The sequence below is a fragment of the Oceanobacillus sp. FSL H7-0719 genome (assembly GCF_045040795.1).
Classification (GTDB): Bacteria; Bacillota; Bacilli; order Bacillales; family Amphibacillaceae; genus Oceanobacillus.
This window is the reverse complement of sequence record NZ_CP150301.1, coordinates 3,271,959-3,295,426: the sequence shown is the minus strand read 5'-3', so window position 1 is coordinate 3,295,426 and position 23,468 is coordinate 3,271,959. Positions and strand designations below refer to the sequence as shown.

General features: G+C 38.6%; 18 protein-coding genes, 1 tRNA gene and 1 pseudogene. 9 read left to right on the top strand and 11 right to left on the bottom strand.

All coding sequences use genetic code 11. The annotated features are described in order from the left end of the window. Positions 1-25: 25 nt before the first annotated feature. Positions 26-3,709, bottom strand: coding sequence for a 5'-nucleotidase C-terminal domain-containing protein (locus NST93_RS16800; RefSeq protein WP_405099018.1), 3,684 nt, complete (start codon positions 3,707-3,709; stop codon positions 26-28). A gap of 259 nt (positions 3,710-3,968) precedes the next feature. Between NST93_RS16800 and NST93_RS16795 the strand changes: the two genes are divergently transcribed. Then, positions 3,969-4,041 (top strand) — tRNA-Ala (locus NST93_RS16795). Positions 4,042-4,355: 314 nt separating this feature from the next. Beyond that, complete coding sequence (locus tag NST93_RS16790) at positions 4,356-4,712, top strand: KGG domain-containing protein (protein ID WP_405099017.1); 357 nt, start codon at positions 4,356-4,358, stop codon at positions 4,710-4,712. A gap of 92 nt (positions 4,713-4,804) precedes the next feature. On the opposite strand, the gene NST93_RS16785 is transcribed toward NST93_RS16790, so the two are convergent. Further along, positions 4,805-6,049, bottom strand: a complete 1,245-nt coding sequence (locus tag NST93_RS16785) for an IS256 family transposase (RefSeq protein WP_405103929.1) — start codon at positions 6,047-6,049, stop codon at positions 4,805-4,807. 141 nt (positions 6,050-6,190) lie between these two features. Further along, positions 6,191-6,382, bottom strand: a pseudogene (locus tag NST93_RS16780) (HAD family hydrolase); the annotation flags it as partial. A gap of 140 nt (positions 6,383-6,522) precedes the next feature. On the opposite strand from NST93_RS16780, the gene NST93_RS16775 reads away from it, so the two are divergent. After that, on the top strand, positions 6,523-7,686 hold the full coding sequence (locus NST93_RS16775) for an IS256 family transposase (RefSeq protein WP_405097210.1): 1,164 nt from the start codon (positions 6,523-6,525) through the stop codon (positions 7,684-7,686). 116 nt (positions 7,687-7,802) lie between these two features. On the opposite strand, the gene NST93_RS16770 is transcribed toward NST93_RS16775, so the two are convergent. The 6 genes from NST93_RS16770 to NST93_RS16745 all read right to left on the bottom strand — a co-directional run bounded on the left by NST93_RS16770 (position 7,803) and on the right by NST93_RS16745 (position 16,151). Then, positions 7,803-8,339, bottom strand: a complete 537-nt coding sequence (locus tag NST93_RS16770) for an HAD-IIB family hydrolase (RefSeq protein ID WP_405099015.1) — start codon at positions 8,337-8,339, stop codon at positions 7,803-7,805. Continuing rightward, the gene (locus tag NST93_RS16765; RefSeq protein ID WP_405099013.1) at positions 8,311-9,519 is read right to left on the bottom strand and encodes a glycosyltransferase; all 1,209 of its coding nucleotides are present in this window, start codon (positions 9,517-9,519) and stop codon (positions 8,311-8,313) included. Before NST93_RS16765 ends, NST93_RS16770 begins: the two co-directional genes overlap by 29 nt. Before the next feature lie 515 nt (positions 9,520-10,034). Beyond that, entirely contained in the window at positions 10,035-12,785 is a 2,751-nt protein-coding gene (ppc, locus tag NST93_RS16760; RefSeq protein WP_405099011.1) for a phosphoenolpyruvate carboxylase, read from the bottom strand. 283 nt (positions 12,786-13,068) lie between these two features. Continuing rightward, positions 13,069-13,278, bottom strand: a complete 210-nt coding sequence (locus NST93_RS16755) for a heavy-metal-associated domain-containing protein (protein WP_405099009.1) — start codon at positions 13,276-13,278, stop codon at positions 13,069-13,071. 88 nt (positions 13,279-13,366) lie between these two features. Beyond that, entirely contained in the window at positions 13,367-15,262 is a 1,896-nt protein-coding gene (locus tag NST93_RS16750) for a heavy metal translocating P-type ATPase (protein WP_405099007.1), read from the bottom strand. Between the two features lie 142 nt (positions 15,263-15,404). Further along, positions 15,405-16,151 carry a MerR family transcriptional regulator gene (locus NST93_RS16745; protein ID WP_405103927.1) on the bottom strand — a complete coding sequence of 249 codons (747 nt, stop codon included), beginning with the start codon at positions 16,149-16,151 and terminating at the stop codon, positions 15,405-15,407. A 153-nt stretch (positions 16,152-16,304) separates the two neighbouring features. Here NST93_RS16745 and NST93_RS16740 point away from each other — a divergent pair, with 153 nt between their 5' ends. The 3 genes from NST93_RS16740 (at position 16,305) to NST93_RS16730 (ending at position 18,475) form a co-directional block, all read left to right on the top strand. Then, positions 16,305-16,808 (top strand): hypothetical protein, encoded by a 504-nt coding sequence (locus tag NST93_RS16740; protein WP_405099005.1) that lies wholly within the window; start codon positions 16,305-16,307, stop codon positions 16,806-16,808. 229 nt (positions 16,809-17,037) lie between these two features. After that, positions 17,038-17,796, top strand: a complete 759-nt coding sequence (locus NST93_RS16735) for a polyphosphate polymerase domain-containing protein (RefSeq protein WP_405099003.1) — start codon at positions 17,038-17,040, stop codon at positions 17,794-17,796. Between the two features lies 1 nt (position 17,797). Then, a complete protein-coding gene (locus tag NST93_RS16730; protein ID WP_405099001.1) occupies positions 17,798-18,475 on the top strand; it encodes a DUF4956 domain-containing protein in 678 nt (225 codons plus the stop codon). A gap of 47 nt (positions 18,476-18,522) precedes the next feature. On the opposite strand, the gene NST93_RS16725 is transcribed toward NST93_RS16730, so the two are convergent. Beyond that, entirely contained in the window at positions 18,523-19,353 is an 831-nt protein-coding gene (locus tag NST93_RS16725; protein WP_405098999.1) for a squalene/phytoene synthase family protein, read from the bottom strand. Between the two features lie 202 nt (positions 19,354-19,555). Here NST93_RS16725 and NST93_RS16720 point away from each other — a divergent pair, with 202 nt between their 5' ends. The 3 genes from NST93_RS16720 (at position 19,556) to NST93_RS16710 (ending at position 23,135) form a co-directional block, all read left to right on the top strand. Next, on the top strand, positions 19,556-20,719 hold the full coding sequence (locus NST93_RS16720; RefSeq protein WP_405098997.1) for an MFS transporter: 1,164 nt from the start codon (positions 19,556-19,558) through the stop codon (positions 20,717-20,719). 677 nt (positions 20,720-21,396) lie between these two features. Further along, on the top strand, positions 21,397-22,563 hold the full coding sequence (locus NST93_RS16715; protein ID WP_405098996.1) for an AI-2E family transporter: 1,167 nt from the start codon (positions 21,397-21,399) through the stop codon (positions 22,561-22,563). 59 nt (positions 22,564-22,622) lie between these two features. Then, positions 22,623-23,135: a methylated-DNA--[protein]-cysteine S-methyltransferase gene (locus NST93_RS16710; protein ID WP_405098994.1), complete on the top strand. Its 513-nt coding sequence runs from the start codon at positions 22,623-22,625 to the stop codon at positions 23,133-23,135. A 54-nt stretch (positions 23,136-23,189) separates the two neighbouring features. Here NST93_RS16710 and NST93_RS16705 read toward each other — a convergent pair whose 3' ends face one another. Next, positions 23,190-23,342, bottom strand: coding sequence for a hypothetical protein (locus tag NST93_RS16705; protein ID WP_405098992.1), 153 nt, complete (start codon positions 23,340-23,342; stop codon positions 23,190-23,192). Between the last annotated feature and the right edge of the window lie 126 nt (positions 23,343-23,468).

Genomic DNA, 23,468 nt, shown 5'->3' with positions numbered 1-23,468 from the left:
TGTTCTAATTTATTTTAACTTAGGTTTATAATCTTACTTTAAGCACCTTACTTTTTACATTTATCATATCAATAGTTACAGATTTCTCTCCGTCTGTCACTGTAAGAATTACATTCTTTGATTTTAAAATATCAACCTGTTTCTTATTCAGCAATAAATCACGAGGTTTCTTTTTGTTATAAATATTGATGCGAACATGGTCCCCGTCCTGCACTCGATCCAGATCTTTTGTATGGATAGTTGCTGTTCCATTATTTTTCTTTGGTTCAATATCAACATAGTTTGACTCTTCTGGTTCTTCTCCAGGAAGTTTATCTGTTTCCGTAATCCTGCCTTCTGAACCATATACAATCGGATTTTCTGCAGAGCTATTTAAATGTTCAACAAAGTCTACTGTCGCATCCACATCTACAGGTCCCATGGTCGGATTTTGACCAAGTTCTTTAATTGGCCCTTCCGAGGTTCCCATGTAATTATTCACTGTCAATATATAGGTTGCTTCCGGATCAATTGGTGTGCCATCAGGGAATGTAATGTCTACTGCTTCACTCCTCTCTGGATTCCATGTATAATGCAGACCACTTATACTATAGTCTGGTCCATAAACTGAAGAAAGCTGTTCATTAATGATTGGATAAAGGTCTGCACCTTTTATTTCCACTGTCATCAATGTATTGCCAAACGGCTGAATATTATATAAGTTACCCCATGTAATCTCGCCAGCAAGCAGAGAATCACGGATACCGCCACCATTCATCATGGCAAAGTCACTATCCATTGCCCAGTTCATACCATCTGCAATTAAATTACCAAGACCATGGTCTCCTTCATTCGTATAGCTGCCAACTAAATCCTGTGCATTATACCCTATTACTTCATTGATAATTGGTGCAATGCGATTTTCATATTTTTCAAGTATTGCTGCGACATTAGCATCAGGTGTAAACTCATTTTGATTTACAAAAACAATCTCAGCTTCTTTCTCAACAATATCTCCCGTGTTACGATCAATTACCAGGTCGACATCACCAAATGCTTTACCATATTCTGACGCTTGGACAATCAGCTTATTATCAACGACTGCATCGACAACAGCGTGGTTATGTGCAGCGAAGATAACATCAACTGCATCATCAATTTCTCTAGCTAGATTTGCTGCTGCTCCTGTAGCTTCTTGACCAGTTTGTGTGGCTGCCATATGAGCAAGAACTATAATTGCCTCAACACCCTGTGCAGACAGTTCAGCAGCTGCTTCATTTACCGCTTCTGTTTCATCTGTAAAACGTACACCTTCTAGTGAAGCTGGCATAACCATATTTACTGTTTCAACTGTGTTCACACCAATAAACCCAATCTCTACACCATCAACTTCCTCGATATGGTAAGGTGGCAGAAATTCTTCTCCAGTATCATCAAGTACACAATTTGCACAGAGAACAGGGAAGTCCATGCCATCATAGCCCTCTGTCCCCTTTTCTTCTGGATGTTCTCCCCCTTCAACCATACGAAGCAGTTCTTCCAATCCTTCATCAAATTCATGATTGCCAACGGTACCTACATCAAATCCAATCTCTTCCATTATTTCAACTGTTGGTTCATCCTGCAACAGGCCAGAGATTGGAGAACTGCCACCAATCATATCACCTGCATGGACAATTAGCGTATTTTCATTCTCAGCTTGACGTTCCTTCATTGCTGCTGTTGTATAATCCATGCGGCCATACATTTCAGAGACACCAGTATTATATGGATCCAAGCTGTATTGCTGATCAATTTTCCCATGAAGATCATTCATACTCAAAATTTGAACTTCCAGCAAGTCTTCATCTGGCTGCTCTTCTGTTTTAGCTGGGCTGAAACCATGGGATTCAGCTTCCTCTTCACTTGCAAAGAAAATACGTTTCTCTACTGGTACACTTTCCCATTCATCCGGAACAACATATTCCATCGATTCGGAGTTTCCTACATAGCGCAGGAAGCCTTTTTGATCGTCATTTGCCCGGAATGCAAAAGGCAGTTCCAATAATGGGTTTTCAGCGTTCCAGATACCCAATTTTTGATCCTTCGCTGCTTTTACAGATTCCTGATACTGCGGATATGCTTCCTCGTCAATTGGTGCAAGGAAATATGTTGATGCATATCCTGCCCGCACCATTTCAAGGTTAATATTAAGATTATCTTCCTTGCGAATAACCTCAGCTAAAATCCTGCCGTAATCATCTGTTGGTTCATCACCAACTTTCAGATAAATTTCATCACCCGGCTGAATTAATGATGAGATATATTCTGTTGCTAAATCTCCATAATACTTCTGGTTTTCATTAATTTCCGTTCTATTGGGATCTTTGTTTTTAGCTGCATAGGTTTCAGCAGTATCCATGTTCAGAAAACGAATACGCGTTTCTCCAAAAACAGGATCCTGGATGCGAATCGTATCACCATCTGTTATCGTCGCGACTGTTGCTTCATAATAACCTGCTGAAGATGGCGGTTCTGGCTGCTCTTCACTTTTTACGATATCAGCTTGTTCTGCAGGAATGAGCTGATATGTATCATATTGGCTGACAATCGCAGTCAGATTATACCAGAACCCTTCTTCAATTTTCGCGATATCCAGGGCATTCTCCATCACACGAAGTGTAGTCCCATTAAAGTCACCATCAATAACAGATACATTGTAGCCGCCACCTGCTGGACTCTCTGGTACGCTGTTGATATAACCTTGCAGCTGAACACGCTGACCCTCATAGCCCTCAGCAACTTGTGGATTTTGTAAATCTTCTAGTGTAATTTGCTGTGGTTCCGGAAGCTTCTGGTTCTTTGCAACAACTTCCACTGATGCAGGAACGACCTCCTTCAAACCTTTATACGAAGCGAGTTCACCACTAACAATAACCTTGTCTCCTTTAACCACATCAGGAAGTTCACCTTGCGTATAAGCGAACAGATTGATTCCTGCCGTATCATCCTGAATATACGTTGAAAACTGCGAACCAATACTTAATGCACGATTATCTGCAGTTATAATTCCTTCTATTTGTACTGTTGTCCCGTCTGGAAGGCTGCGAGCTTCCTCGATTGCATACATATCTGATTCTGGATCCCCTGGTTCTTCGGGATGATTAGCACCATCCATTATATGACCGCCTAAATATGCAAATGTATTGGAAGCATAGTTATCCCATTCCGAAAGATTGTAAATTGTATTCGGTGCGATAACATCAGCAATGCGGACTAATGTTACATCTTGCCCGAAATTATCCCGGACACCAATCTCACCAACTACATCAAGAATCTCACCACTTTTATTTAAAGAAATAGCATCATCACCATTAAAATTAACAACAGCATTATTCGTCATATCAGATACAGCAAGAATCGCAGCATCTGCACTGCTATGAGCGACAACGAATACATCACCATGTTCTAATGTTCCCGTCAATGTTATGGTTTGCGTTGCTGTGGAAGCCCCATTTGAGTAGAGCGCCAATTGATACTCTGCCAGATCTACCGTACTGCCTGTTCCATTGTAAACTTCAATCGCCTTATTGTATGAGCTTCCTTCAATATATTCTGAAATGAATAGCTCTTCAGCAGTAACTTCGCTTTCTGCTGCTGCGATTGCAGCAAACGCCCCAGTAAAATTCATAAATACAAGAGATAAAATAAGTAAGAGACAGCATGCTTTCCGCACTATTGAATTTTTCATCTTTCTCCTCCATTTTTTTATATTCCCTATATTAGGGTTTCATATTAATATTACATGCAGATAGTAAAGTTGCCATTAATTTTTTGTAAATTTAAACTATTTATAGTCTTTTCCACCCAGAGTTTTATCAAAAGAGTTATTTGTCCCTAATTTTCCCATTATAATTTTAAAATACTTTCGTGCAGGGCAATTCAGCAGCATTACACTTGAACTTTTTATACTTTGATACTATAATTCTTATTGTATCTAATTATATTATGGGGCATTAGCTCAGCTGGGAGAGTGCTTGCGTGGCACGCAAGAGGTCAGGGGTTCGAGCCCCCTATGCTCCACTATAAAACACCTGCAAATCTAGGATTTGCAGGTGTTTTTTCATTCCTAAATATGAGATTTATCTATATCTATCGTATGTTGTTTGCCTGTCTCAGGCATGATAATAATATTCTATGTTTATTGTTAATATGAACGGGAAAACCCCTTGTAAGCAAGATATTATGAATAAACGGGGGGTGGACTTCACAACTTGTTATGCAGTTACCCATTAGAATATAGTAACTTCTATATAGTGATTTAAACGAATTAGGTTCTCATCATTGTCACTAAAAACTGCAGATAATACTACTCATATTTATAGGAGGAATGTATGATGGCACGTAATAAACAAAACAATGAAAAGAAAATGACCGTAGAAGAAGCTGGCCGAAAAGGCGGAGAAGCTACTTCAAGAAATCATGATAAAGAGTTCTATGAAGAGATTGGTCAAAAAGGTGGAGAAACCACTGCGGAAAATCATGATAAGGAATTTTATCAAGAGATTGGCCAAAAGGGCGGAGAAGCAACTGCGAAAAATCATGACGAAGAATTCTATGAAGAAATTGGTCAAAAAGGTGGAGAGGCAAGAGCAAAGCAGTCCACTAATAATTCCAATAAAATGAGTCAAGAAGAAGCTGGTCGAAAAGGCGGAAGAGCTAGAGCAAATAATCGGAATGAAAACGATAATTAAACAGTGCTCTATTAACATATAGAAAGCGGCCAAAATTGGCCGCTTTCTTTTAATAAAAGGGGGCTTGTCAAATAAAGTGTGTAAGTGCCTATTTACTCAAGGTACTTTAACACTCTATCTTTCAGTTCATCATGAAGAAGAAGCTGGTTCATAACCATTGCCCAGTTTTGAATGTAGCCACCTTCCCATTTGGTTTCAAGTTCTTTCACACGCAGATATAATACTTTCAAGAGGGCGTTCTCATTCGGGAATGCCCCTTTTTTGGTTACTTTCCGAAAGCTGGAATGGATACTCTCTACCGCATTTGTGGTATACATAATCTTTCGTATGGCACTTCCGTAATCATAAAGTTGTTCCACATGGCTAAAGTTCCTCGTCCATACATCAATGGCCCCTGAATAGGTGGCCCATTGTTGTTTAAATGATTCAAAGGCACTGATACAGGCCTTTAAGCTGGGGGCACTATATACTTTCTTTAATGCTTGAGTGAAAGCTTTATAATCTTTGCTTGGAACATATTTAATGGAATTACGAATCAAGTGAACGATGCAGCGTTGAATAATGACTTTAGGGAAAATAGCTTGTGCACCCTCCTCTAAGCCACTCACGCCATCCATCGATATAAAGAAAATATCTTCGACACCTCTAGCTTTTATCTCATCGAAAATCTGCATCCATTTATGCTTACTTTCCGTTTCGTTGAGCCATAACCCGAGAATTTCTTTATTGCCCTCTATGGTATATCCTAAAATGGTGTAGACGGCATATTTCCTTGTCTCATACTGATTACGAATCGTCGTGTACATACAATCCACAAAAACAAACGCATAACAGTTACTTAAAGGACGAGCCTGCCATTCCTCTAGATCTGGAAGGACTTGGTCGGTGATATCTGAGACCATTTCATGAGATACTGAAAATCCATAGATGTCCTCAATGGTTGACGAAATATCTCGCTGTGACATCCCGCGTGCATACATGGAAATTACTTTGTTTTCGATCGCAGAGACATCCTTTTTTCTCTTTGGAATCAGTTTAGGACGAAAGGAACCATCACGATCTCTTGGCACTTTGATATCTACTTCACCCGAGCTTGTTTTAATGGTTTTCTTCCCATAACCATTTCGTCTGTTTTCTGTTTGTTTTTCTTCTTTATTGTTTGCTTCATAGCCTAAATGGTGGTTCATCTCACCCTTTAACATTGTTTCAAACATTGGTCCAAATATATCTTTGAGTGCGTTCTGCATATCTTCTACGGTCTCTGGTTGGTAGTTTTCTAGAATCTGTTTCGCTAATTCAGCTGATTTCTGATTTCGATTCGACTTAGTCAATAGAATAACCTCCCAATCGTCATATATTTATTCTAACAATAAAAAAGTAAACTGCGAAGTAAGAGCCGTACGCTCTCTCACTTACACAGTTTATTTTACACTCCCATAAAAGGAAATACAGTTCTCTCTACATTGCAGCATCAATCTTTAAAAAAAGAACTCCCACCCTTCTTTAATCCCTCTTGCATAGGGTGATCTTGCCTTGTAAAGCAATGGTAAGTTATTTACTTCTTGCAGTTCTTTTTCCGCGTTCCCTACAATAACACTTGGATACCCTAAACAAAGCATATCTAAATCATTTCCTGAATTCCCTGCAACCAATACGGATTGAATGTATTTAAAATACTTCTGTAAAACAAAGGGATTAAGCCCTTATAATTGTGTAAATTGATAAAGACTCAAGACATAAAAAATGAGCCATATTAATTCCTTTGATACAATGTTTTTAACCACAAAAACAATTCAAGGAGGAATTAATAATGACTCACATTCAGTTTACCCTAAATTTTGATGATTTAAAAGAGAAAATCCTAGAATCTAGTCTTGATGATATTCTAAAATCAACGATGGTTCTGATTCTAAATGAATACATGAAACAGGAACAGTCGGACTATTTGAATGCCCAATCTTATGAACGTTCCGCTGAGCGTCGTGACTACCGAAATGGCTATTACGAACGGGAATTTCTTATGAACATAGGTAACGTTCCTTTACGGGTTCCTCGCACGCGAAGTGGAGAGTTTCATACAACTGCCTTTGAAAAGTACGAACGCAGCGACCAAAGTTTTCTATTGGCTTTGGTTGAAATGGTTGTGAATGGTGTATCCACACGAAAAGTGACGAACGTGGTCCAACAACTGTGCGGTGAAAGTGTTTCTAAATCTTTTGTCTCTTCTCTAACGGATAAGCTTGATCCTGTCGTGGAAGAATGGGCCGATCGTTCTCTTGGTGACATCTATTACCCTTATGTATTTGTAGATGCCATGTATATCAAGGTTAGAGAACATGAAAGAGTGGTCTCCAAAGCTGTCTATATCGCAACGGCTATTGGGGAAGACGGAAAGAGGCATGTGCTTGGTTTTAACGTAGATCATGAAGAGAACTACGAAGCCTGGAAAGATTTCCTGTCCCGATTAACTAAACGTGGTCTACAGGCACCAAAAATGGTTATTTCGGATGCCCATGAAGGTCTTAGAAAAGCCATTCAAAGGGTATTTGTTGGCACGTCTTGGCAACGTTGTACAGTTCATTTTAAACGGAATGTGCTGGATGCAATGCCAAAAAAAGGTATGCAGGAGGCGAAGAGTGATTTCAAACGAATCTATGATGCTGCCAGTCAATCAGAAGCACGTAACCTAAAGGATGCATTCATCAAGAAATATGAAGACAATCCTAAATTAGAAAAAGCTATTAAGACCTTAGAGAATGGCTTTGAAGATACCATCCAATATCTAGCTGAGCCTCATATACGGCATAAATTTATAAGGTCCACCAACTCTCTAGAACGTTTAAATCAGGAAGTACGAAGAAGGGAACGGGTCATTCGTATTTTTCCGAATAATCAATCTGCATTCAGGCTAATTGGTTCCATTTTGATGGACTATGATGTGGCCGAACAAAAGAAAAAAGTGCTTTACAAGTAAATCGCCCCCACCAAAACGCGCGCGAAAATTTTATTTGTTTGGAAAGGGTACCCTTTCCAAACAAATAAAATTTAATATATAACCTGGTTAAAGACTATCAAAGAGGAATAGTGAATTTACACAGGAATATGGACTTGACTAACAAAGGTCAAGGCCTCTCCTTTTCCACTGTTTTCAGGCAATATATCCAGACCTTTTCCCGAACTGTATATACCATTATGAGCTATGTTACGTTGTATTAATGCGTGAAACAAATCCTTTATCTCTTGCTCGCAAGTTACATGCAGGGAAATTCTTTTTGTATGAGATATTCCTGATTGCAGTTGTAGCCCTAGCTTTTTCACTACTCTTATAACAGATGAAGGAGACCAATTTGTATTCATTTTCTTCTTCCATTCTTTATCTTCTATAAATTCATCAGTCCCCGATTGTAAATAAATCGAGCTCCCTAGATCACAAATTAATATATTCGGTGTTGGTAACTTTTCTTTTCTAATTAATTGCAGGGCAGATGTGATATGTCTGCCCGTTATATAAACTAATTTAAGTTTAGTATGCCGCTTGTTGAAATACTGAAATAATTCTTGAACAGCTGATGTATTTCCCACGAGCGTACCATCTAAATCAGTTGCTAAGATGTACTTCTCTTTCATACTCGTTAGTTAACTCCTTATACAATAAAGTTATTCGATTGGTTATTCTATCCCAATTAAAATTGTTTTTAGCATATTCTCTAGCTTGTTTACCTAGTTTTCCGCGCACAAAATCGTTCTCATACATTTTTAACATTAAGTCGGATAAGTAATTCGTATCTTTTTTATCAAATAAATACCCAGTTACCTCATCTATTACAGCTTCCTGCAATCTGCCCACTTTTGTTGCTAAAACCGGGACACCTGTTGCTTGTGACTCTGCTGCCGCCATACCGAAGGATTCATCATACGAAGGTACGATTGTTGCTAGAGCATGAGAATATATTTTCATTAATTCCCTCTGAGGTAATCTCCCAGTAAAGATAATATTATCTTCCATTCCTTTAATATATCTTTTTACTTTCTCTGGTATATAAAAATCACCTTTATTCCTTGAACCGCCACCAGCGATAACTAACTTTATATCGTTTTCAGTCTTCAATTGCATCTTTTTAAATGCGTCTATTAAGGTTTGTATTCCTTTATCATCCTCTAACCTTCCAGTATATAAAAAGTATTTTCCGGGAATTAGGCTGGTAGTTGAAGGTATAAAGAATATGCTGTCTACACCTCTTGGTATAACTGCAATCTTCGCTTCAAGATTATAGTGATTGCGGATCGCTTGTTTCTCATCCTCAGTTGTCACTATAACGGAGTCTGCATTACTAAATATAATACTCTCAGCTCTAACTCTTAATTTATTAAACCTTCCAATTTCCTTCGCTTTTAGCTTCCCTAATGAATGACTTGTATGTATCCATGATAAATTAAAATCCTTTTTTATAATATGTCCTAAAATTCCCGATAACCAATAATCAGTATGGATGATATCATAAGTATTCAAATCTAATTTTTTATTAAGTTCCTGGTAAAAGTCGGGCAGTAAATAATACATTTCATCTTTTGGAACAAACTGCAATTTATCTGTTGAAACTCTAATTACCCTTAGATTATCGTTAATTATCTCCATCGATGGGTCAGTTGGGTTAGACCAATGGGTTAGAACATCCACTTTGTATGATTTTCTGCTCATTGCATATATAAGCTGTTTTATATAATCATTCTGGCCGCCCGCTTGATAAGAACCTAAAGAAGTGAGTAGATCCTCATAAATAGCAACTAATAAAATTTTCTTAACCACTTTTATCCCTCTCTTTGTTTAATCGCTACTAGTTATATTTCCTTCTTTTCATATTTTGAAACAAGTTAATTAGCTACCATTGCTTGGAGTAAACTTAAAGACAGTAATTATCCCTTACATTTCATGCTGGGAATAAGAATAAATTTACAGGAAATAGATCTTGTCGTTTTATAAGTAGCCTGGTTCAAACATTGCCGTAAATTTCCGGTTTGAATCTTTATATATTCTCTGGCAGAGGATTTGTTTGATGATATTTCCCGGGAAATGACGATAAGTGAAGATTTATGGCTTGTTATAAATAATCGCAGCAAAAAAGCTCCAGCGAGTTGATCTGCAGGAGCTTTTTTATTAGAATGTCACCCTGTTGATAAAGGTTGTCGAAAAGGATGATAGTGTAATTCCCTGATTTGTACATTTCCGGCCAAAAGTCTTTAGTCGCTAAAACCATAATAAAAAGCCAGCTGGCTGTTAAATGGAACAGACCAGCTGGCTGTAATTTTCACTTATCTACGTAATCAACCAGTATTAACTAGTCCCGCAGCTACCCCATTGATTGTCAGCAGCACATCGGTTTCCAACTCTTCAGAGGGATTTGGTGTTTCTCTTAATTTACGGATCAAGTCGACTTGCAGGATATTGAGTGGATCAACGTATGGGTTACGAAGATGAACAGACTCTTTAATATTTGGCGAATGACTGAGTAATGCTTCATTACCGGAAATCTGCAGCAGTGCTGCTTTTGTCCGCTCGTATTCATCGACAATATTTTCAAATATCCTTCTCGCTATTTGTGGATCTTCTACTAATTCCAAATACTCTTTCGCGCTCCCCATATCTGCTGTCAATAAGGCCATTTGCAGATTATTGATGGTCGCATGGAAGAAGGACCACTCTTTATACATCGTTTGCAAGATATGCAGATTTTTTTCGTTCTGATCAATGAAAGCTTGTAATCCTGTCCCTGCAGCATACCAAGCTGGGAGCAGGTGTCTAGACTGCGTCCAAGCAAATACCCATGGAATAGCCCGTAAGTCCTCAAAACGCTGGCTGTTCTTTCTGCTCATTGGCCGTGAGCCAATATTTAAGGCATCCAACTCTGTTAATGGTGTCGCTTGATTAAAATACGTCAGAAAATCACGATCACCGAAAACAAGTGATTGATACTTTTCCAAGGATTTTTCTGACATGACTTCCATCGCTGTTTCCCATTCTTCTTTACGCAACTCCATTTGGTCGGATGCATTTGCGACTCTGGCGCTGGACTCAAATAGAGCAGAAGCTGCCTGTTCTAAATTTCTGTAGGCAATATCTTCAAGTAAGTATCTCGATGAAAGCACTTCTCCCTGTTCCGTGATTTTCACACCATCACCTAGAGTCTCTGCTGGCTGCGAGAGAATGCTCGTATGCAGTGAACCACCACCACGGCCTAATGATCCACCACGACCATGGAAGAACTTCAAATGAATGTCATAGTTTCTTGCCATTCTGTGAATTTCCTTTTGAGCTTTAAAGAGTTCCCAATTTGCACTTAATGTGCCGCCGTCTTTACTTCCATCTGAATAGCCCAGCATAATTTCCTGATGGTCTTTTCGTGCTGCAAGCTGCTTGCGATATACGTCAGCTTCAAATAAAGTTCTCATGATTTCTGGTCCTGCTTTTAGATCATCTATGGTTTCCAGAAGTGGTGCAACGTCAAGATCGCTTTCCACTGTTCCATCTTGATTAATCCGGTATATTCCGACTTCTTTTGCAAGAACCATGACTTCCAGAAGGTCACTTGGGGCTTCTGTCATGCTGATTAAGTATACCTCAATTGCACGTTTTCCAAATTCCTTATGCGCTCTCTTTATCATTCTAAAAACACACATTATATCTTGAGTTGCTTTGGAATACCTGTCATTTGTGAGAAGAAGCGGTCTTGGATCTTCCAGAACTTGATACAGTAATTTCTGCTTATCAGTCTCGGTAAGTTTGGAATAATCATCTGTGAGATGAACTTTCTGCAAAATCTCGTGGATTGCTGCTTCATGTTCTCCACTATGGTTCCGTATATCCAAGGTTGCTAAGTGGAAGCCAAACATCTCCACTTGTCGAATTAACTTTCGAATTGTTTTCAGCTTTTTATTCTCTGGCAAATGTTTTTCTACATTTATCTTTATATCCTTAAGGTCGGCCGCTAATTCATCTGCATGCTGATACCCATAAGATGACTTTCCTTTTTCACGTAAACGTTTTAAAATAACTGCAAACTTGCGTCGATAGATTTCTGATTTGACCCGCCACTTCTCTTGTTCTTCTAAGTATGCTTTCTCCTCAGATTCTACCTTATCTATAAATACTTGTTCAATAGGCTGGCGTTCTGCAGACTGACTAAACCGTCTCATTAGTTCAATGACAGAAGCCTCATATTTTTTTAATATTAATTCCTGTTGCATTTCTAGGGTCGTCCAGGTAATTTCAGGGGTAACATTTGGATTACCATCCCTGTCTCCACCAATCCAGGAGCCGAAACGGATAAAGTTGGGCACTTGCCAGTCCTTTTCTGATATTTGGTCCTGCAGCTGCATTTCCAATTCCCAGAAGATATCTGGAAGTGTATCAAAAAGTATTTGGTTAAAGTAATAAAGACCATTTTTTACTTCATCCAATACTTCCGGCTTTCTATGCCTTAGTTCATCAGTATGCCATAAAGCGGTAACTTCATTAAAAAGACTATCTGTTATCGCTTCCTTTTCCCACTGAGTGATAAGCGGGTTATCCAGTTTTCTCAGATTTTCTGATATTCGCTTTTGAATTTCCAGAACAGTTCGCTTCGTTGCTTCTGTCGGATGAGCCGTCATAATTAACTCGATAGATAAAACATCTAGTACACTCTGAATCTCATCTTCACTTAGAGAATACTCTCTCACTTTACTGACTGCCTGTTCCAGTGAGAGTGTTTGACTTGTCCCTTCCTCCAGCAAGTATTGGCGTCTGCGTCTAATCCGGTGGTTTTGTTCAGCAACATTCACCAAATGGAAATAAACAGAAAACGCGCGGATTACTTGTTGTCTCATAGGCGATTCTAAGCCGCTGATTTCCTTTTTAAGCTCCGTATACATATCACTGTTGAATTCTTTACGAATGCTCTTTGTCATTTTTCTAATTCTTTCGACTTTATTAAGTAAATCTTTCCCACCATGGAGGACTAATATTTCACCTAATATATTACCAAGCATATTGACATCGTTTTGCAATGAGGTTTTATTCACTGTTTTCTCTATCACTCTATACCCTCCTTTATTGTATTCTTTCCATCATACCATTTTTCTTAAAAATTAATAAAGTCTTATATCGATTCTGGACATAAAATCTTGTAAAATATTGTTTTTTTATCTCTAAATCAGTCAAAAAAGTTGTTATTATAAGTTACTATCATTTTAGTTGGTTAATTCTAATAGATTTTGTACATTACTGTACCAATATATTCCATTAAGAAAAAAGGTGTGGTTTGACTACAATTATGATAGTAGCCAGCCACACCTTTTTAAAATTAATTATATAAAAAGTTTAATTCAATACGTTATAACCAAGTTTCTCAATCGTTTCCTTAATTTCCTCTGCTGAAATATCAGTTTCATTGAAAGTAGTTTTCACTTTACTTGAATTGAAAAGCACTTTCGCTTCCTCTACTCCCGGCATTTTAGCTACCTTTGTTTCAATCTTTTTTATACATGATGGGCAAGTCAGCGGCTCCAGTTGAAATTTAACTGTTGTCATAGATATCCTCTCCTTTGGTATTTATACTTTTATTATAAATTGCCTTATAATATTATTCATTGACCTGCGTCAATTTTGGCGCAATAACTTAAGCAGCTGCCATTAGCAATTCTTTTTCTCGTTGAATCGTCTTATGATTAAATCGCATTAAGCGCATTGCGTTTAAAATAACAAGCAGGACACTCGCTTCATGGATGAACATTCCTGATGCAAGATAAACCGTCCCCATTAGTACACCAATTAACAAGATGATGGCTGTTCCTACTGCAAAAAATGTGTTTTGCTTCATATTACGAATGGTGGCTTTTGACAGTGAGTAAGCATGTGAGAATTGCATGAGCTTATCCGCCATGAGAACAACATCTGCTGTTTCCATAGAAATATCTGTTCCGCCTCGCCCCATTGCAAGCCCGATATCAGCCGTGGCAATTGCCGGAGCGTCATTGATCCCGTCCCCCGCCATTGCCACAATGTGACCCTCAGCTTTTAGCTGTTTCACATGTGCTGCCTTGTCCTCCGGTAAGAGTTCTGCATGAAATTCATCGAGTCCTAAAGCGTTCGAAACAAGTTCTGCTGTATGCCTATTATCTCCAGTAAGCATAACTATTTTTTTAATTCCATTTTTACGCATTTCCGCAATTGCCCTTTCAGCATCTTCTCGGATTTGGTCAGCAATAGAAAATATACCGGCAACTTCACCGTTGACACTTGCAAAAACCGCGGTGTTCCCAGCCTTTTCTCGTCGTGTTGCATAAGCTTCAACCTTCGCTGGAATCGCAATTTCTGCTGATTCCATAAGTTTACGGTTACCGATTACAAGTTTTTTCCCCGCTACTGCAGCTCGAACGCCATTACCCTTAATCACTTCTCCGTTCTCTGGTTCAATCGTTAAATTTAAATCTCTCCTTCTTGCCTCTTTCACGATAGTCTGACCAAGGTGATGTTCAGATATTGTTTCAGCTTGGGCAACCAGTTCTAACAGTTCATCTATATGGAAATGTCCAAATGGCTTAATATCTGTAACTTCGGGTTTTCCTTTTGTAAGTGTTCCGGTTTTATCAAAAACTAATGTATCTACTTTAGAAAGCTTATCCATTACTTCGCCGCCCTTAATCAAGACACCATTCTTTGCGCCATTCCCTATCCCTGCAACATTAGATACTGGAGCACCGATGACAAGTGCACCTGGACATGCGACTACAAGAAAGGTAATTGCTATATGCAAGTCTCTTGTCACTAGATATACAAGCACCGATAGCCCAACGACAGATGGTGTATAAATTGTCGCGAACCTATCGAGAAACTTTTCCGTCTTTGATTTTGTTTCCTGTGCTTCTTCTACAAGCTCGATAATCTTCGCAAAGGTTGTATCATCTCCGACTCTTTCAGCGATAATTTCAATAAAGCCATGATCAACAATTGTGCCACTGAAAACGAGGTCCTCTGCCTGTTTCGCAGCTGGCACAGACTCCCCTGTAACTGCTGCTTCATTTAAGGACGCCTGACCAGATACAATTCTGCCATCAACTGGAACTTTACCACCTGAACGAATAACCACTCGATCACCAACAATTACTTCTTCTGCTGGAATGGTAACCCTCCTCTCTCCCCTTATTACAACGGCCTCTTGTGGTGCCATTTCTGCAAGTTCCCGCAAAGAAGAACGCGTCTTTTCTAATGTGCGCAATTCGAGGTAATCTCCAAATAAAAACAGAAAAGTGACAACCGCTGATTCGACGTGTTCCCCGATAAATAGTGCTCCGATTACTGCGATAGTTACAAGCAATTCAATACTGAACACTTTCATTCTGAGCGCCTGATATGCTTTGATAAAAATTGGTATTCCTGCAATTACTGTCACGGTCAGTAAAGCAATCGTTTTTAAAGTAGAATATCCAGTAAAATGTGTTATCAATGCAAGAATAAGTAAAAATGCTGAGAATGCTGTTATTTTTGTTTTTTGTCTATTTAACCAACGTATCATTTTCATTTCCTCCTTCTAATTTCTATGCTTCTCTATAATTTTATGATAGCTGGAGATAATCAATAAGTAATTGATGCCCGTCAATATTTCACAACATAAAAAAACAGGGCAGATAACTATCTCCCTGTTTTACATGTATTTCTTATTCACTTAGACAATCAGCGTAAATTGCCATGGCATCACGCATGAAGACTGCTAGGCCTTGACCAAATTGATCAATGTTCTTCGTAAAACGTTCATCGCTTACATACATCTCGCCAAGGTTTTTAAATACTTCAGGTGGGTAACTCCCTAATGTATTGAGCAGCTTATACCATTCATGAATTCTTTTTTGTGCTTCTTCTGAACCCGGCTCTTCGTAGCGAATTTCAGCCAGATTGCGATAGACTTCGTTGAAACGACTTTCAAACTTATTTAGCTCTATTTTTGATTTACTTTTAAGCTTTGCATTTGATTCATCGACTGCTTCATCTCCCCAGCGCTTCCTTGCTTCTTCTTCATAAGGTTTTTTACTGAAATCGAACCCTGCAAACTTTTCTTTATTTGACATTTCTATTTCTCCTTTCATATTCAACAATGTTTTATCGATTGTTTTGATTAGCTGTTCAAGCTGCTTTTGTTTTTTAAATAGCATTTCCCTTTGCAGCTCTAATGCATTTGTTTTATTAAAAGTTGGGTCATGGATGATTTCTTTTATCTTTTTCAGAGGAAAGCCAAGTTCACGGAAAAATAAGATTTGCTGCAGCTCATGAAGATTTCCCTGTGAGTAGACGCGATATCCTGCTTCTGTTATTTCCTCTGGAATGAGTAAACCTATTTCATCATAATGATGGAGTGTGCGCACACTAATGCCGACTAGGTCAGCAACTTCCTTTACCTTCATCCAAATCCCTCCTTGACATTAAATATAAAGTATAACGCAACGTGAGAGTCAATCGGTTTTTAAAATATTTTTAGCCCGCCCATTCTCTCGAAAATTAATCCCCATCTAGACATTTTCACCATATAGTAAAGTGTATCGTACAAATAGGAGGCTAATATCATGAATCATTACCCATATGACGATGATGATAGACAATTTAATTTACCTGGATTTTTATTAGGACAATTTTTGGGTGGCGGGCAGCAAGGACCACCGTTCGGACCGCCTGGCGGGCCACCTGGTGGTCCGCCAGGCGGATTCCCCGGTGGACCTGGAGGATTCCCTGGCGGGCCTGGTGGATTCCCTGGTGGACCTCCTGGTGGACCAGGCGGGTTTCCGGGTGGACCTGGTGGATTCCCTGGTCAGCAGCAACAAGGACCACCCACCTCTGCACCACCAAACTTCACCCCACAGCAGAATCAATTCCAGACGTTTGCAATCGATCCCGGGGCAATTCGCGGCTGTCTGTTTCGCTTCACTTATATATGGTTAAGACGCGATGCATTCTGGTTCTATCCTGTTTTTGTCGGCCGCAATTCAGTTGCAGGTTATCGCTGGAGAAGAAACCGTTGGGTATTCTTCGGAATTGATTTAGAACAAATTCAATCATTTCAGTGCTTTTAAAGAAAAATCAGCATACCGAAGGGTGTGCTGATTTTTCTTTATATGAAATAACACCCAAACTATGAGTTGCTGCATCTTCACCATCAAATAAACTATTATTACTTTTTAATTCAAACAAATTTTACATTAAATTAACATTCTTTCAGCAAACTCTCATTATATTCTAATCTGAATCACAGGATGGTCTTACTCTCCACCCCTAAGATAAGAATCAAGGAGGGAGATTGACATGGCCATTGAGATTTTTAGAAGAAAAGAACAAAAATACTTAATTACAATGGAACAATATGATGCACTGATTGAAAACATTGCCCCTTATATGCGGCCCGACAAATTTGGCGATGAGGGCAAGTACACCGTGACAAGTCTTTATTTTGATAGTGCTGATCATACCATTTACTATGAAACAAAAAATAAGCTGAGATACAGACAAAAATTGAGATTGCGAGTTTACAATGATGCAGACTTGAACTGTACGGCTTTTTTTGAGGTGAAGCAGAAACATAAGAAAGTAGTAAATAAGCGCCGAATGCTAATACCGCTTTCCGAAGCTTACCGCTATCTCTATTCAATCGAAGAAGATTTAACTTCCTTTGAGACTTCCAATCTGCAAGTATTACGGGAAATCGATTACTTTCGAAAGCTCTATCAGCTGGAACCAGAAATGGTTGTAAGCTATGACAGACATGCATTGCATTGTATAACTGATCCTGAATTAAGAATTACCTTCGATTTCAATTTAAGATGCAGAAATGAAGACCTTCAGTTGGAGAATGGAGACCATGGGGAATTGTTTATTGATAAGAATTTAGCTGTTCTTGAAGTGAAGGTAAATGACAGTGTTCCTCTGTGGTTAGCACGAATTTTACAGCAATTGAATTGCGAGCAGCGAAGCGCTTCAAAGTTTTGCACAAGCATGGAATTATTAAAAAGTGTTGCAACAGAGACTGAAATAGTCCGGGAAAACATTAACATAGGGGGAATATAATATGGAAACAATTAACCAATTATTTACGTTAAACGCGAGTGAAAGCGCACTTGGATTAAGTTTAGCAGCGATGACAATCGCAACTGTATTAAGTATTATCATCACATTAATTTACCAAATAACGTTTACAGGTGAACGTTATTCACAGAACTTTGTGCATACAATTATCATTATGAGTGTCGTTGTATCTGTGATTATGAATGTTGTTAGCGACAATGCTGGAGTAGCATTTGGATTATTCGCTGTCTTCTCGCTGATTCGTTTTCGCAGCGCGGTTACTGATGCAAAAGATATTGCTTATATCTTTTTTGGACTTTCAGTTGGAATGACCTGTGGTCTGTATCAATTTACACTAGCAGTTGTAATGACATTCTTTGCAAGTATTTTATTTTATATCCTTTATAAATTTAACTATGGAAAAGGTAAGGATACACAGATTCTTAAAGTAACCGTGCCAGAAAATCTCAATCATGAAAATCTATTAGATGATGTTTTTCAAGAATATACGCTTTCATATACTTTACGACAAGTAGAAACAACGAATCTGGGCACGATGATTATGTATACGTACGCGATTCGCACGAAAAACGACACCAAGGATAAAATGCTGCTAGATCGCATTCGGGAAAAGAATGCAAACCTAAAAGTATCTTTAGCTTATACTCAAAATGGAGCGTAAAACGAAGAACTGCCAATCTCTCTCAAAGAAAGATTGGCAGCAGCTCTTTATTTTGTTTCTTTTAAAATTTCCTCAACTGTAGACTCCACTTCAACACGAGTCATTTTTTCTTTCCCTGCATCCATCGCGCTTAACGTTTTCTTCGCTAGCGCTAGTGGTATTTTACAGAACAAAATGATATTTTTTGTATGGAGGTCTTTAATATATTCGTCAGCTTTTGTAAGATTATCCCAAGCATAATCAAACATGTCAGCGCGTGTCCAGCCATCTGGAAGAAAACGCACCCCGCGCTCAGCATCTTCATCCTGGTTACGCAGCATGTTTACCGCCTGAAGGCCTCTTCCATAACCGACAGCTAAATCATAATTCGTTTCTGTTCCATCATACCAGTTCCAAATATCAGATAACATCACGCCCACCAGACCTGCTACATAATAGGTATATTCATCAAGTTCTTCCTTTGTCGTTACTTCAAAGTCCCTCTCAACCCATTTCGCCATGCCACCTGCCATTTCACTTGTCGATTCCATGACCTTGGGTGCTATTTCATCTGGACAAATCTCCACCCAATCCGCAAGTCGGAGTGTTACCTCTGGCAAATCATTTTGATATGGTTCTAACAATGCTTCGTATGCTTCTCTATCAAAGCCTGATTTTGCTTGCAGCAACTCACCTGTTGCCCGCAGCAGACGAGACTTTATCTCGATCGGCAGTGTTTCATGGTCTTCAATCTCATCAATTGCACGCATGCATAAATAAGCAGCTCCAACCGTTCTCCGAAGTACAGGCTTCAATAACTTTATTGGTATATAAAAAGTTCTGCTGGTCAGCTTCAACACATGCATTGCTTCCTTTTGCAATCTTGCTTCCGTACTCAAAGCTTTTTCCTCCCTTTTCATTCGAGGTAATTCAATTATAGCAGAGTTATCAAGCTTTTTCTTCTTTGTTGTCATATTACGGAACTTTATAGCAGCACCTGTACAAAATCCTTTCTCTTTTTGAAAACTATGCTTGTTCTTGTGTATTTATAAAAATGCAATTAATATGGTATTTGTACTTATAATAGAAGGGTGTAACATCATGGATAAACGTGTATACTTTTTAATGACTGTTTCCTTTGTCGTAGGAATGGTTGAGTTAATTATTGGAGGTATTTTAGACCTCATTGCAATTGATTTAAACATAAGCTTAGGACTTGCAGGAATGCTAATAACAATTTTCTCATTAACTTTTGGAATTTCCGCGCCAATTCTGTTGGTACTTACAGCAAAAATGGAAAGAAAGCGCCTGATGCTTCTTGCATTGTCCGTCTTTCTATTTGGCAACATTCTGGCTGTATTCAGTCCGGCTTACAGCATATTATTTATCGGCAGAATTATTTCAGCTGCTAGCGGATCGATTTTAATTATTCTTTGTATTGTAATGGCTGCGAATATTGTTGAACCGAAATATCGAGGACGTGCAATTGGCATTGTCAGCATGGGTGTCAGCGGATCACTTGTACTCGGTGTTCCAATTGGACTGAGTCTTGGAAATCTCTTTGGCTGGCGTGCTCCATTTATTATGATTGTCATTCTGACAGCAATCAGTATGATTGGAGTTTATATATTTATGGATCGTGTTGCCCCACGGCCTGTCAGCTCTATAAAAGAACAAATCCAATCATTGAAAAACAAAAAGATTCTCTTCGCACATTTAACAATCTTTACATTATTATCTGGACATGCAGTGCTTTATGCATACTTAACACCCTATGTTAAAACAACAATGGGAATGAGTGAAAGTGCACTTAGCATCGTTTATCTCCTCTTCGGCATTGCTGCAGTCAGTGGCGGGGCAATAGGCGGCACCTTTGCCGATAAATTTGGTACGGCACGTGTTATGCTGATTTTTATCGCTATTTTTGCAATAACCATCTTTTTGATTCCTAGTGCAACAGCATTCATGCCAGTGTTTATGCTTGCATTGATTGTTTGGGGGATGATGAGCTGGTCTGTCAGCCCTCCGATGCAGAGCTATTTAATGACTGCAGCTCCCGATACAGCTGATATGCAAATCAGCATCAGCAATTCTGCCCTTCATTTTGGCATTGCTTTCGGTTCGTTTATCGGTGGAATTGTCGTAGATCAGGCAAGTGTTGCATTAAACCCTTATATCGGCGGTATCTTCGTTATCTTATCCCTGGGGACAATGCTCATTTCCATGAAACAAAGAAAAACAAGCGAAGGAAAAATAGCCGGGTGAGGTTAAGTTGGTTATTTTTCAACTTGAAATAATGAGAACGATTCAGACGTATTTTAAGTGAAGTCCCGATTACTTTAATGCAGGTTAATGTTTGTTTTGCTCTTTTACTCTCCGCTGCAGGTCCGCATTCCAAATGCCCCTTCGCTTTCCGCAGGCGGCTGATGAGCCCCTTCCGTGCTGACGCACTCCATGGTCTCATCTAGGCCTCTCTTCCTGCAGGAGTCTCGGAGCATTTGGAATGCTCCCAGAAAAAACAGAGATCTATCTCATTGAATGATGTCAGAAGATATGCACGTTAATTATTCTAATATTATTTTTTGACTACACACTGTCATAATTTCAGAGGTAATCCCAACAAGTTTTTTTATTTTTATTTTGTTACTTCAATAAGAACACTAAATAATATTTTCAGCACGAAGCAGCTCGAATACACGGAGACTCCTGTGGGATAAGAGGCATCGGTGAGACTGCGAGTGCTTTAGCACGAGTGGCTCACCAGCCCCCACGGAAAGCGTAGTGTATTCGAGCTGCGATTTTCCAGAGGGGCAAAATACTGAATTAAATTAATCAGGAGTTTGTATCAGCTTTGGTGACTTTGTGTTTTCCTTGTGCGAAAATTAGGTTATAATATGAACAAGTTATTCTACTATTTGACAACTTAACAAAAGGGGTAAACTATGAAACAGACTACTAGATTTATCAATTTTCTAGGAGGAAAAAATCTATTTTTTCTTTTTGCTTTATTAGCGTTAATTGGTGTGACCATTTTTATTTATAATAAGGTTGCGTTTGTTTTCCATCCATTTTTCGTAATTTTTTCAACTGTTGCTCCCCCGTTAATTTTAGCTTTCATTGCTTATTATTTATTAAATCCAATCGTTAATTTACTGGAAAGATTACGCATCCAGCGGATTTGGGGAATTTTAATTATTATTCTTGCAATTGGCGGTATTATCACAGGATTAGTTTTACTTACTGCTCCTTCAATCGAAACACAGGTTAAAGAATTAGCTGCTAATTTCCCAAGATATTTATCTGAATTAGGAGCAAGTATTACATCTTGGGTGCAGAACTCTTTTCTTGGTCCTTATTACGAAGAAGGCTATAATTGGGTTGTCAATAACTTCAGCGATATTCCTGGGATTATTGGCGGCTATGTAGTAAATGCACTTCAAAGCGTTCAAAACGTTGCATCTACCGTTACAAATGTCATTGTTGCCATTGTAACCTTCCCGATTATTTTGTTCTTTCTATTAAAAGATGGGACGAGATTTAAAGATTATTTCTTAAAACTCTTACCACCTGGGTTCAGAAAAGATGTGAACCAGATTCTGCATAATATGGATACACAGGTCGGATCTTATATTCAAGGACAAATCATTGTCGCAACATGCATAGGGATAATGTTGTATATTGGTTATTTAATTATCGGGATGGATTACGCCATTACACTCGCAATAGTCGCAGCGATTACAAGTGTTGTTCCATATCTGGGACCAACAATCGCTATTACACCGGCTTTGATTATTGCAATGGTAGATTCTCCATTTATGCTGATAAAAATGGTTATTGTATGGATTGCTGTACAGTTCTTAGAGGGGAACTTTGTTTCACCAAATATTATGGGACGCACAATGAAAATTCACCCGCTTACCATCATCATTGTCTTACTGGTTGCCGGTAATTTATTTGGGGTGGTTGGTGTCATTCTTGGTATACCGGGTTATGCAATTCTTAAAGTGCTTGTACAATATTTATTTGGTAAGTTTAAAGCAAGATATAATAAACATTTCGGTGAAAGTTTTGGATTTTATCCTATCGTCAAAGAAGAAAATAAGGATTAATTTTAAAAGCATATGGCCTGCACTAGGCTATATGCTTTTTCAAAAAGGAGAGTGACAATTTGTCAAAGCTTTTAAAAAAGGTATATTTCGACATGCTGGAGGTAAATAATGAAACCTCCATACTTGCTGCCACTGAAGCTGGCCTATCTTGGGCTGGCGGTTTTAATGAGGACTGCGCTGACATGGAGAACTGGTTTAAAAAAAGGATTTCTGATTTCACATTAGAGCATAATCAAGAAATACTTCAGCCCTATAAGTCTCAATTTATAGCATATTTTGAAGGTGAACTGAAGAACTTTGACTTTCCGTTAGACCTTCATGGCACCCCTTTTCAGCTTGCTGTTTGGAAGATGCTTGGAAACATACCATATGGAGAAACACGGACATACTCCGATATAGCTGATTGTATTGGCAATCCCAAAAGCATTCGAGCGGTTGGCACAGCAATTGGCAGAAACCCAGTTCTTATCGCCGTTCCGTGTCATAGAGTTATTAATAAAAATGGCGGGCTTGGCGGGTTTCGTGGAGGACTTCAACTGAAGCAATACCTCCTTGATCTTGAACATAATTAAAATTCAAAGCAGGTTGTTTCTCCTATGAAGAACGACCTGCTTTATTCATAATATCTACTTCACCTTTTTACGAAAAAAGAATACGATTACTAAGCCCAATCCTAAACCAAGTACACTAAATAACTGCAGATGATTAAAATAATAACCGAGTGCCACACCAAGAACTAAGAAGCAGAAAAACAAGCAGCCTACTACTTCATTTTTCATCCCCTTCCCCCTCTTTCTAGTGAACTTAGTACTAGAATATTAAACAAATCACAAATGGTTCATTATTTTCCGAAAAGAAAGCGCTTTAAAGGAAAACTTATCGATTCCCTTATTGATATCCTATTC

Bases quoted from the DNA above. Each gene is read 5' to 3' on its own strand.
- NST93_RS16770 (WP_405099015.1), bottom strand. From the start codon at position 8,339: ATGAAAGAGAAGTACATCTTAGCAACTGATTTAGATGGTACGCTCGTG.
- NST93_RS16790 (WP_405099017.1), top strand. From the start codon at position 4,356: ATGGCACGTAATAAACAAAACAATGAAAAGAAAATGACCGTAGAAGAA.
- NST93_RS16740 (WP_405099005.1), top strand. From the start codon at position 16,305: ATGAATCATTACCCATATGACGATGATGATAGACAATTTAATTTACCT.
- NST93_RS16800 (WP_405099018.1), bottom strand. From the start codon at position 3,709: ATGAAAAATTCAATAGTGCGGAAAGCATGCTGTCTCTTACTTATTTTA.
- NST93_RS16715 (WP_405098996.1), top strand. From the start codon at position 21,397: ATGAAACAGACTACTAGATTTATCAATTTTCTAGGAGGAAAAAATCTA.
- NST93_RS16730 (WP_405099001.1), top strand. From the start codon at position 17,798: ATGGAAACAATTAACCAATTATTTACGTTAAACGCGAGTGAAAGCGCA.
- NST93_RS16735 (WP_405099003.1), top strand. From the start codon at position 17,038: ATGGCCATTGAGATTTTTAGAAGAAAAGAACAAAAATACTTAATTACA.
- NST93_RS16775 (WP_405097210.1), top strand. From the start codon at position 6,523: ATGACTCACATTCAGTTTACCCTAAATTTTGATGATTTAAAAGAGAAA.
- NST93_RS16720 (WP_405098997.1), top strand. From the start codon at position 19,556: ATGGATAAACGTGTATACTTTTTAATGACTGTTTCCTTTGTCGTAGGA.
- NST93_RS16755 (WP_405099009.1), bottom strand. From the start codon at position 13,278: ATGACAACAGTTAAATTTCAACTGGAGCCGCTGACTTGCCCATCATGT.
- NST93_RS16750 (WP_405099007.1), bottom strand. From the start codon at position 15,262: ATGATACGTTGGTTAAATAGACAAAAAACAAAAATAACAGCATTCTCA.
- NST93_RS16705 (WP_405098992.1), bottom strand. From the start codon at position 23,342: ATGAAAAATGAAGTAGTAGGCTGCTTGTTTTTCTGCTTCTTAGTTCTT.